Genomic DNA, 11,518 nt, shown 5'->3' on the forward strand with positions numbered 1-11,518 from the left:
ATGAAGCTACGGACAAAAATCGCCCTCGCCATGACGGGGTTCATGTTGTTTCTGCTCATCACATCGTTCGGGGTCGCCTGGCTCGTCTCGCGTCACCAAATCATCGATTCACGCTATGACGTGTTGCGGCAAGCGCTCAGCCTGTTAGAAGAAGACGCGCGCAATCGTGACGCCGTCGTCTCGCTCCATGAAGACAGCGTCGTCCTCGAGCGGCAAGCGAACGGGGAATGGGCCATCGTCGGTGGATCGAGCGCGGACGGGCTTCGCTTTCCGGTCAATTACGGTGAACCGGCGCTCGTCGGGGATTGGTTCGTCATCGCGACATCGAACGGACTCGCCTACGGCTTCGAGGATGCGGCCGTGAGCGAGACGCTCAGGACGCTCGCGACGATTCTGTTGATTATTTTTATGATCGCCGTGGCGATGACGTTCATCGGTAGCCTATGGATTGTACGGCAAGGATTGGCGCCGCTACGAAACCTGGAGATGACGATGCAGCGCATCACCGCCTCTGGGACGCTCGAGACGATTGAAGTCGGTGAGCGTAACGACGAAGTGGCGACGCTCGCGACCGGATTCAACCAGATGATCGCCCGCGTCGAAGGGTCGATGGACCAACAACGTCGTTTCGTCGCCGATGTTTCACATGAATTGAAGACGCCGCTCACCGTCATCGAGGGCTACGCCAAGTTATTGCGACGTTGGGGACAGAGCGACCCGGCCGTCCGCGATGAGGCGATCGATCATATTTTGACCGAGTCGCGTCAAATGCGAGAAGATTTGATTGACCCGATGCTCGAGTTGAGCCGGTTCACGGCGCTAGAGGACGTCGAGGACGAGGAAATTGACTTACTTGAACTGGGCGGTTATTTGACCGAACGTTTCGAGCGGTCTCATGGGAAACGCGTCCCGATCGAGGCGGCCGGGACGTGGGTCGGACACCGTGATTCGTTGCAGCGCCTGCTCGTCATCTTCATCGACAACAGTTTGAAGTATGCTGCGGACACACGAGTGACGATGACGCCGACCCGAATCGAGGTGCGGGACCACGGTCCGACGCTCGACGAGGAAGAACGAATGCGTCTGTTCGACCGCTTTTATCGGCTCGACGAGGCACGGGACCGGAGTGGGAGCGGCCTCGGCCTCGCAATCGCCAAAGAAGTCGCCGACTTGAACGGCTGGTCGGTCGGCAGTTATGCGAACGCCCCGACCGGCAGTATCTTTTACGTCGCGAAATGAAAAACATTTCGCGAACTCTCATCATTTTCTAATCGAATCCTCGTGGTGCTCTAACGTCGTCCGTCTATGATGAAGATGTAGATCAGGAACACCACATGACATGAGGAGGAACATACCATGAAATTAATCGGATGGATTTTAGGCGTTGGCCTGGCGGTGCTCGCCGTCGCTGGAATCGGCCTGTATGTCGCCAATGACAAGACGGACACGGTCATCGTCCCACGGGCGATCGATAGTGCGAACGATGGAGGGAACGGATCAGAGGATGCGCGCGACGACGTCCGGGAAGATGGCGAGGACGCGAGCCGAGAAGAAGCAGCCTCGCAACAAGGACAGTCCGAATCGGGCGACATCCCGATCCGCTCGGTCGATGATGACGACGACTATGAACTGTACGGAACACTCGTCGCCCTCACTGACCGCGATGTGACGATCAGCTTCAGCGGCAAAGAGTCGACCTATCCGCTCGCCGCACGTCATGAGATCGACGATGACACACCGAAAGCGGGAGATCGCGTCAAACTGGAATTCAACCGCAACAACGAAGTGAAAGAAGTCGACCGGGAGAACGATGACTTCGACATCTATGGTTCGTTCGTCAGCATGACGGACCGTGACGTGACAATCGAACGTGAAGGTCAGACGCTCACGTTCCCGCTCGCGGCCCGCTACGAGCTCGATGACGGGATGCCGAAAGCGGGAGACCGCGTCAAGCTCGAGTTGAACATGCAAGAACAAGTCAAGGAAATCGAACGTGAGGATGACGACGACGATGACCATGATGACGATTGATCATAAGGTGCCACAAGCGTGGCGCCTTTTTTGTATTCGTAACACTTCTGAAAACATAATTGAAACGGGTTGTATGATATGATGAATAAGGAATTTTTAGGGGGGTATATCCTAAAGATGAACGAACGGGGACGGAGGTGCCGGGGATGCGGCCGTATTGTACGATTCTGCTCGCACTGGGCATTCTCAGCGGGTGTGGGACAAAAGAGATGAACGCGCTCGAAATGCGTCCGCTAGCGGCATCGTCGCTCGAGCAGACGAGCGGGATAGAATTACCATTGGAAATTAAAGAACAGATTCTTACATATTGCGAGAAACAGCCGAGAGACGTCTTGCCGGCACGCCGGGCGAAAGTGACGGAGGCGACGTTCGTCCATCCGGTGTATGAAGAGCTGGGGAGCAAGACGGTCAGTTACTGGGCGAGCGGGGACACGCGGTACGTCTCGTGCGCGAACAGCGGTGAACAGTTCGTGCGGACGTTCGAAGTCGAGCCGATCGCTGTGTTCGAGTCGGCGAGGGGAGGATTCACCGAGACGGAAGCGAGACGCGCCATGACGTTTGAACGAGAGTCGGACGTGTCTTACATAAACGAGTTGTTCCACATCGACCCCGCCCACGAGTCGGTCATCCCGGAATCGATGTTTCGCTATGAAACACCGGACAGCGGTTCGCTTTCCGTCACGTACGAAGTGAAGCGGGACGGGCGGACGATGGACCGGACGATCGAGCCGGGCTTGTTCATGTTCAATGGAGAGCGGACGAGCGGATACTCATTCTTGACCCGACTTGCCGACGGCCGCGTCTCCCTCCAAATCGGGACAGGCGGGCAGCTCGAGCGGAAAGTGTTGCCGGACATGTTTTCGGGGAGATACGTAAAGCTCGACTCTTCGGAGGAGACGATCGTACTCGATGGGACGAGGCGTCAGCTGATGAAGCGGGTCATCGTCTCGGATGAGCCGATCACGGACGTCGGGGACGAATCATCGTTGACGTTATCAGAACGCTACGGTACGGTCATCGAGGTGTGGGGCAATGTCAGGTTGCCGATGACGACGACGATGATGATGCCATCACCGGCCGGAGAGAAGATCCGGCTCGCGACGTATGAGCGGGACGGGGTGACGGGACATTTGGACGGACCGAACACGCAAGCGCTGTTCGCCTTGTTGACGGACGTCACAGCGGGAACACGGCCGCAGGAAGCGACGTATTACGGGACGATCACGTTGTATGAACGATTGGCCGAGCAAGCGTTGGCCGTATACGTGACACCCGACAACAAAGACGTATGGGTCGTCGACCTCGAATCAGGCCGTGAACACGTCCTCGACGCGGAACGGCTGAGCGAACTGATCGATGTCTCAAAACATAAATAAAATACAAACATATAGTTTACCCGCTTTATGACGAAAGTATGTCAGAAAAGCGGTTTTTTGTTGTCAAATTGACACTATATTTTACCGAAAAACTATCCTATAATTTTTTTTGCGAAGGTTAAACATATTCTACATAACTCCGATATACTCATAAACCATACAGCACTATACCTTTCGTCATTTCATGAAAAAGGAGGAGTTGGGACAAAAACCTCAATTTACCCTCATCGTCCGTCACCACGTTTTGTTAGTCATCAGGAGAGGAATAGGTAGTGAAATTGAAAAAGTTAATGTTGTCTCTAACAGTAGTGTTGTTCGTACTTAGTTTGAACATGTCAAAAACGGGAGCGCAAACGATGAACCCACTCGACGGTGTGAAAAATTATCAAGTATATTACGGTCATCCGAACGAAACGATCATCAAAGACATGCAAAACTATGATCTCGTCATCATCGAGCCGCTTCATTACACGAAAGCTCAAGTTGAACAGATCAAGTCACGCGGTACGAAAGTGCTCGGTTATATTAGTGTCATGGAAGTCGCGACGTGGAACACCGGTCTCATGTCAAAACTTCAGTCAGGTGATTTCTTCACGCGTAACGGACAGCGTGTCCATTACCCGGAATGGGATTCGTACTTGACGAATATCGCCTCGACGCATTTCCAAGGGCTGTTGCTCACGGAAATCCAAAACCAAGTCGTGGCCAAAGGGATCGACGGCGTGTTCATGGACACGGTCGGCGATATCGACAACGAACATTTGAACAACCCGACCGTGCTCAAGCAACAACGTGACGGACTTGTCAACTTCTTGAAAGAGGCCCGTGCGCGTTACGGCAACATCGCCATGGTCCAAAACTGGGGATTCGATACACTGGAGACGTCGACGGCGACGTACGTGGACGGCATCATGTGGGAAAGCTTCAACGCCGACACGATCAAGAGCGACGCCTGGTCACAAAACATGATCAAGAAGTTGCAGGCGGTCGACGCCAAGCATTCGGTGAAGACGCTCACGATTTCGACGCGTCAAAGCGCGGAGAGCCATAAGCTCGCGAAAGACTCAGGATTCATCCACTTCCATGAAGCGGACGAATACGTGAATTGGAACGCCGGTCTCGTGACGCGTACGGCGGACGCGACACCGACGGCACCGGTACAGACTCAACCAGTTACGACGACGACGGCCAAACCGGCCGCTGAGACGACGACTGCACCGAAGACGGAAACGGCCGTAAAACCAGCCGCTGAGACGACGACTGCACCGAAGACGGAAACAGCCGTAAAACCAGCCGCTGAGACGACTGCACCGAAGACGGAAACGGCCGTAAAACCAGCCCCTAAGACGACGACTGCACCGAAGACGGAAACAGCCGTAAAACCGGTCACTGAGACGACGACTGCACCGAAGACGGAAACAGCTGTAAAACCAGCCGCTGAGACGACGACTGCACCGAAGACGGAATCAGTTGCCAAGCCAGTGGCCAAACCGGCCGCGACGACATCGGGTCAGACGACAAAACCTGTGGCCGCGCCGAAAGTCACAGACGAGAAGCAGGTCAAGTCGAAAAAAGACGTGAAGAAGAAGCCGCACGGTAAGAAGAAAGTTAAAAAACATGACGCCAAACCTATGCACCACGCCAAGCAAGATGCCCCGAAAGGCAATATGTGCGGCAAAGTGAAGCATGCTTCGGCCGGTTTCATGAAATTCTTCAAATTTTAAGAGCAATCAGAACCCCGAGGTGCGAAGTGAGCCCTTGGGGTTTCGTCTGACCTCTTGGAAAACAGAAGTTGACCCTACCTTTCTCAGAAGAGTTAGGGTACAATGCTCAAGAGAGATTGAGAGAGGAGTGAAGCATGATGGGAAAAGTACACGTTTATGACCACCCATTGATTCAGCACAAGATGACGATTATGCGCAAAGCAGAGACGGGGACGAAGCAGTTCCGCGAGCTCGTCGACGAAGTTTCGTCGCTCATGGCATATGAAATTACACGCGACCTTCCACTTACTGACGTGGAGATCGAGACACCGGTCTCGGTATCGACACAGAAGATGATCGCCGGCAAGAAATTGGGAATCGTCCCAATTTTACGGGCGGGCCTTGGCATGGTGGATGGCTTCCTCAAAATGATGCCGAACGTCAAAGTCGGTCACATCGGTTTATACCGTGACCCGGTGACGCTCGAGCCGCACGAATATTATCTCAAGTTGCCAACGGATATCACGGAGCGTGACTTTATCGTCGTCGACCCGATGCTTGCGACAGGTGGCTCGGCTGCCGACGCGATCGCGGCACTCAAAAAGCACGGCGCGAAGTCGATCAAGCTCGCTTGCCTCTGTGCAGCACCGGAAGGCGTCGAACGTGTTCAAGACGAACACCCGGACGTTGAGATTTATCTCGCCGCACTCGACGAGAAATTGAACGACCACGGCTACATCGTCCCAGGGATGGGCGACGCCGGTGACCGTTTGTTCGGAACGAAATAAGCAAAAAACGCAATCGCCGCGGCGATTGCGTTTTTTTAGTCGGTTAGAAGTCCTTCGCGGACCAAGAAGTCACGTGCGACTTTCTCGGGACGTTGTTTCTCGACGTCGGCGAGGTAGTTCAGTTCTTGCATCACTTCATCCGTGATTTTACCGTTCAACAAGTTCAACACGTCCGCGAGCTCGGGATGCTCGGTAAGTGTCTTTTCGTTGACGATTGGAACGGCGTAGTAAGGCGGGAAGAACTGTTGATCGTCTTCGAGGACGACGAGTTCGAACCGCTTCAACAGGCCGTCGGTCGAGAAACCGTCGATGGCCTGACTCTCGCCGTTCATGAGCGCCGTGTAACGTAAGCCGCCGTCGACTGGTTTCACATCCGCGAAGTTGAACGGATACGCTTCTTTCAGGCCGAGATAGCCGTCTTCCCGGTTCGAGAACTCAATCGTCGGACCGAAGACGAGCTCATCACTCACCGAGGCGAGGTCGGAGACGGTGCTCAAGTTGTATTTGTCGGCGTCCTCTTGTTTGACGGCGATGGCGAACGTGTTGTTGAAGCCGATCGGGTCGAGCGTCCGGATATCGAAGCGGTCTTGCATTTGCGTCCGGACTTGTTCATAGACGGCGTCCGGGTCGTTGTCGACTTCTTGCTTCAAGACGTCGACGAAGAGCGTGCCCGTATATTCGACGTACGCGTCAATCTCTCCGGTCCGAAGGGCGCTGAACGCGACTTGCGTCCCGCCGAGGTTGAGTTGGCGTTTCACGTCGAGGTCTGTTTTCTCTTCAATCAAATCGGCGACCATGTTGCCGAGGATGGCCTGCTCCGTATAGTTCTTCGAGCCGATGACGATCGTGTCATCTTCACGTGTGAACGCATAAATTGAGCCACCGAGAAGTAAAGCGAACGCTGTCGCGATGACGATAGCCGGTTTGACGACTTTCTTCGATCGACGCGTCTTCTTTTTCATGCGGCCGTCGGCGAGGACGATGCCGTTCGGGGCGACTTTATACTCGATGCGGCTGACGACGAAATCGATCAACAAGGCGAGAAGACCGGCCGGGATGGCACCAGCGAGAATCTGGTTGTTGTCGACCGTCTGGATGCCGGCGAAGACGAGATAACCGAGTCCGCCTGCCCCGACGAACGCCGAAATCGTCATGAGCCCGACGGCCGTGACGGCCGAGATGCGAATACCGGCCATGATGATCGGCAAGGCGAGCGGCAACTGGATCTTGCTTAAAATCTGACGATCGGTCAGGCCGATTCCTTTGGCCGACTCAAGTGTGTCGCCAGGAATACTCGACAGTCCCGTATACGTATTCTTCACGATTGGGAGGAGCGAGTAGAGGACGACCATGATGATGGCCGGTGTCGACCCGATGCCGATGAACGGGATGAGGAAACCGAGCAGGGCGAGACTTGGCACCGCTTGAACGACGCTCGTCAGACCGAGGATCGGTTTGGCGAGGCGCGGGATACGAAGAATGACGATGCCGAGCGGGACACCGATCAGTACCGCGAGTGAGACCGCGAAGACGGTCAATTGTAAGTGTTCGAGTAAGAGCGTCCCGATTTGGTCGGTGTTGCCCGCAAAGTAACTGAAAAATGATTGAATCGTGTTCATACTGTTTCCTCCTCTTGCATGAATTGCTCACTGAGGACGGAAAGCAGACTGCTACGTGTGATGAGTCCCTCAAGCGTCGGACCGGTGACGACCGGGAGATACCCTTGGTCGCTCGTGTTCATGACGTCTAATATATCGAGGAGCGAGTCCTCGCTCGAGACGAAGGCGTAATCCACGTTCATGACTTCCTCGAGCCGTCTCGTCTTGTCTTGGATGCCGTGGACATCTTTTAGTTTGATCAAACCTTTCAAGACATGGTCCCGGTCCGTGATCAAGAGGCTGTCGACTTTGCGTGAGCGCATGATCTCGATCGCCTGCAAGACGGTCCGTTTCCCACTGATCGATACCGGGTCGGTGATCATGATGTCTTTTGCCTTAATATATTCCGGGCTGTTCCAAATCCGATTTTTCCCGATGAACGATTCGACGTACGCGTCTTTCGGGTTACGAAGAATTTGTTCGGGTGTATCGAATTGAACGATTTCCCCGTCGCGCATGATACAAATGCGATCGGCCAACTTGATCGCTTCATCCATATCATGGGTGACGAACACAATCGTCTTTTTCACTTCTTCTTGTAGGTTGAACAGCTCTTCTTGCAGGTCGTTACGGGTAACGGGATCGAGGGCGCTGAACGGCTCATCCATCAGGATGACTTCCGGGTCGTTCATGAGGGCGCGGGCGAAACCGATGCGTTGCTGCTGGCCACCGCTCAGTTCGCTCGGGTAACGGTCGATGAACTGATCTGGGTCGAGACCGACCATGCGGAGCAGGTGCTCGGTGCGGGCGTCCATGTCTTGCTCGGCGTGTCCTTCGAGGCTTGCGATCAGTTGGATGTTCTCACGGATCGTCATGTGGGGGAAGAGGCCGGTCTGTTGTATGACGTACCCCATCTGGCGGCGAAGCTCGATCGGGTCCATCTTCCGCGTATCTTGACCGTTGACGATAATCGTTCCTTCTGTCGGCTCAATCAAACGGTTAATCATTTTCAGCGATGTCGTCTTGCCGCAACCGGACGGGCCGATAAAGACGACGAGCTCGCCTTTGTTGATCGTCAGGTTCATCTCTTTCAAAACGGTCGTCGTTTTGAACGTTTTTTTCACTTGTTTAAATTCAATCATCAACTCAACTCTTTCCAAATATTATTTTCACATAACCTTAATGTTCCCTTGTTATGAAAATGTAAACATCTTTTTTTGTGATTAAGGTTTGAAACTGTTGAATAACGGGATAAGGAGAGGTTACAGCATGAAAAAATCAAGGAACACAAACAAGAGGAGTGACGCGTTGAGACGTCACTCCTCTTGTTATGTTGGAACTTATGATTGTCTCCGTTTCATCACAGTCCGTGAGATCAGTTTCTCGAGTTCGATGATGAAGAACACGACGAGCCCGAATACGAACGGGATGATCCAGTCGCTCGCTGCGATTGGGGTCGTGCCGAACGCGGTGTTCATGAATGGCACGTACGTGATGAACAGCTGGAGCACGATGAGTGCCCCTGACACGTAAAACGCGATCGGGTTTTCGAAGAACGAGCGGTTGAGGGCAGGCTCTGTCTCGACCCGGACGTTGAACAAGTGGAACATCTGGGCGATGACGATCGTGTTCAATGTCATCGTGTGGATATATTCGACGCTATAGTCGCCGGCGTTCATATACAGGTTGTACATGAGCGTCCCACCACCGATGATGAGCGAGACGAGCAAGATTCGGAAGATATAGTACCGGCTCAAGAGCGGCGTCTTCTTCGGGCGAGGTGCCCGTTTCATCGTCGACGGCTCGAGCGGCTCGAACGCGATCGCGAACGAGAGCGTGATGGCGACGACCATGTTCACCCACAGAATTTGAAGCGCCGTGAGCGGGAGCTGGGTGCCGAGGAAGATACTCATGAGGAGTACGAACCCTTGGGCTCCGTTCGTCGGCAAGATGAAGAGGATCGTCTTCTTCAAGTTGTCATAGACGCGGCGGCCTTCTTTGACGGCTTTGAAGATCGTATTGAAGTTATCGTCGACAAGCACCATCTCGGCCGCTTCTTTCGATACTTCCGTCCCTTTGATCCCCATGGCGACACCGATGTCGGCGCGGCGGAGGGCCGGGGCGTCGTTGACACCGTCACCGGTCATGGCGACGATATGATCTTGCGTTTGAAGCGCTTTGACGAGACGCGTCTTGTTCTCAGGGCTCGTCCGGGCGAAAATATTGTACTGCCCGACGACGTCCGCGAGTTCTTCGTCGGTCAAGTCGTCAATCTCGGTCCCTTGAATGGCGCCGGCCTCTGTCGAGATGCCAAGCTCGTTACCGATGGCGATGGCCGTCTCTTTATGGTCGCCGGTGATCATCTTCACTTGGATGCCGGCCGATTGGCACTCATTGACCGCCTCGATCGCCTCAGGACGTGGCGGGTCCATGATGCCGATGAGCCCGAGGAATTCAATTCCTTCATATAAGTCGTCATGGTCGATCTTTTCTTTCGACGTGTTGAACGTTCGTTTTGCGACTCCGATGACGCGTTGTCCTTTTTTGGCGAGGTCGGTCATCTTCTTTTCCCACATGTCTGTCGGGAAGTTCGAATCACTCGCTTCGGCCATCGAGAACAAGCGGTCCGGTGCACCTTTCAAATACATGACATGCTCGTCGTCACGCGGCGAGAGTGTCGCCATATACTTGTGCGCCGAGTCGAACGGGATCTTCGAGATGACGCGGAGTGGTCGAATCGACTCTTCCGCCTTCTCGCCGAGTGTGAGCAGGCAGCCTTCGGTCGGGTCGCCCGTGATCTTCCATTGCTTCGATTCTTCATCGAAGAACAAGTCTGAATCGTTACACGTCACACCGGCAAGAAGAATCTCGTTGAGAACCTCGTCTTGCTTGTTCGAGTAGACGTCGTTTTCAGACTCGATGCGACCTTCCGGGGCATATCCTGAACCCGTCACTTGTAGCGTACGGTCAGCGAGTTGGATGTTCTGTGCCGTCATCTCGTTTTTCGTCAACGTCCCGGTCTTATCGGAACAGATGACCGATACGGCGCCGAGCGTCTCGACGGACGGGAGACTCTTGACGATTGCCTTGTTGTCGGCCATCTGGCGGACACCGAGGGCGAGGATGATCGAGATGATCGCCGGTAATCCTTCCGGGATGACGGCGACGGCGAGACCGATGACCGCGAGCAACAGCTCGGCCGTCTCGTAGTCACGCAAGAAGTAGCCGAAGATGAAGGTGAACACGGCGACACCAGCGATGACGCTGGCGACGGTTTTTCCGAAGCGTTGCGTCTGTTGGATGAGCGGTGTTTGCACTTTCTCGACTTCGGCGATCGACGCATTGATTTTCCCGAGTTCGGTCTTCGAACCGGTCGCGATGACGATACCGCTACCGGTACCGGCAGCGACGGACGTCCCTGAGAACGCCAAGTTCGTCCGGTCGCCGAGGCCGATTTTCTCTTCGAGCGGGTCGAGCGTCTTGTCGACGGTGATCGCTTCACCCGTCAGTGCCGACTCTTCGACTTTCATGTTCTCCGCCGTGATGAGGCGGAGGTCGACTGGGATTTTATCCCCCGGCTTCAAGTAGACGATGTCTCCAGGAACGAGGTACTCGGCCTCGATCTCTTTCCGTTTCCCGTCACGACGGACGAGGGCGGACGGGGACAACATGTTCTTGATGCCCTCGAGTGCTTGTTCTGCCTTGTTCTCCTGCAAGTAGCCGATGATCCCGATGATGAGGACGACGAGCGCGATGACAATCGTGTCGTACCAATAACCGAGGACGGCCGTGATGACAGCGGCGGCAAGGAGGACGTAGATAAGCACGTCGTTGAACTGCCGTAAAAACTTGAGCCACTTCGGGTCTTTCTTTGGTTCCGGGAGCACGTTTTTCCCGTGCTTCTCAATTCGTTCCTGTGCGGTCTCTTCACGGAGTCCTTGATCGATATCGGTGTCGAGGTGATCCTCGGTCTCGTGAATCGATAGCGTATGCCAGTGCCTTTCTTCCATATCAAAACCCCT

General features: G+C 54.4%; 8 protein-coding genes. 5 read left to right on the forward strand and 3 right to left on the reverse strand.

From position 1 onward, the window contains the following. The 5 genes from P398_RS0104895 (at position 1) to upp (ending at position 5,898) form a co-directional block, all read left to right on the forward strand. On the forward strand, positions 1-1,239 hold the full coding sequence (locus P398_RS0104895; RefSeq protein WP_029334261.1) for a sensor histidine kinase: 1,239 nt from the start codon (positions 1-3) through the stop codon (positions 1,237-1,239). Positions 1,240-1,356: 117 nt separating this feature from the next. Continuing rightward, entirely contained in the window at positions 1,357-2,031 is a 675-nt protein-coding gene (locus P398_RS0104900) for a hypothetical protein (protein WP_051638866.1), read from the forward strand. A gap of 146 nt (positions 2,032-2,177) precedes the next feature. After that, positions 2,178-3,407, forward strand: a complete 1,230-nt coding sequence (locus tag P398_RS0104905; protein ID WP_029334263.1) for a hypothetical protein — start codon at positions 2,178-2,180, stop codon at positions 3,405-3,407. A 332-nt stretch (positions 3,408-3,739) separates the two neighbouring features. Continuing rightward, positions 3,740-5,131 carry an endo alpha-1,4 polygalactosaminidase gene (locus P398_RS16340; RefSeq protein WP_160151226.1) on the forward strand — a complete coding sequence of 464 codons (1,392 nt, stop codon included), beginning with the start codon at positions 3,740-3,742 and terminating at the stop codon, positions 5,129-5,131. 137 nt (positions 5,132-5,268) lie between these two features. Beyond that, positions 5,269-5,898, forward strand: a complete 630-nt coding sequence (upp, locus tag P398_RS0104915; protein WP_024370846.1) for a uracil phosphoribosyltransferase — start codon at positions 5,269-5,271, stop codon at positions 5,896-5,898. A gap of 35 nt (positions 5,899-5,933) precedes the next feature. On the opposite strand, the gene P398_RS0104920 is transcribed toward upp, so the two are convergent. The 3 genes from P398_RS0104920 to P398_RS0104930 all read right to left on the reverse strand — a co-directional run bounded on the left by P398_RS0104920 (position 5,934) and on the right by P398_RS0104930 (position 11,506). Then, positions 5,934-7,517, reverse strand: coding sequence for an ABC transporter permease/substrate-binding protein (locus tag P398_RS0104920; RefSeq protein WP_029334265.1), 1,584 nt, complete (start codon positions 7,515-7,517; stop codon positions 5,934-5,936). Then, a complete protein-coding gene (locus P398_RS0104925; protein ID WP_024370844.1) occupies positions 7,514-8,638 on the reverse strand; it encodes an ABC transporter ATP-binding protein in 1,125 nt (374 codons plus the stop codon). The genes P398_RS0104920 and P398_RS0104925 overlap by 4 nt, the downstream gene beginning before the upstream one ends. 198 nt (positions 8,639-8,836) lie before the next feature. After that, complete coding sequence (locus tag P398_RS0104930) at positions 8,837-11,506, reverse strand: cation-transporting P-type ATPase (RefSeq protein WP_029334266.1); 2,670 nt, start codon at positions 11,504-11,506, stop codon at positions 8,837-8,839. Between the last annotated feature and the right edge of the window lie 12 nt (positions 11,507-11,518).

The sequence above is a fragment of the Exiguobacterium aurantiacum DSM 6208 genome (assembly GCF_000702585.1).
Classification (GTDB): Bacteria; Bacillota; Bacilli; order Exiguobacteriales; family Exiguobacteriaceae; genus Exiguobacterium; species Exiguobacterium aurantiacum.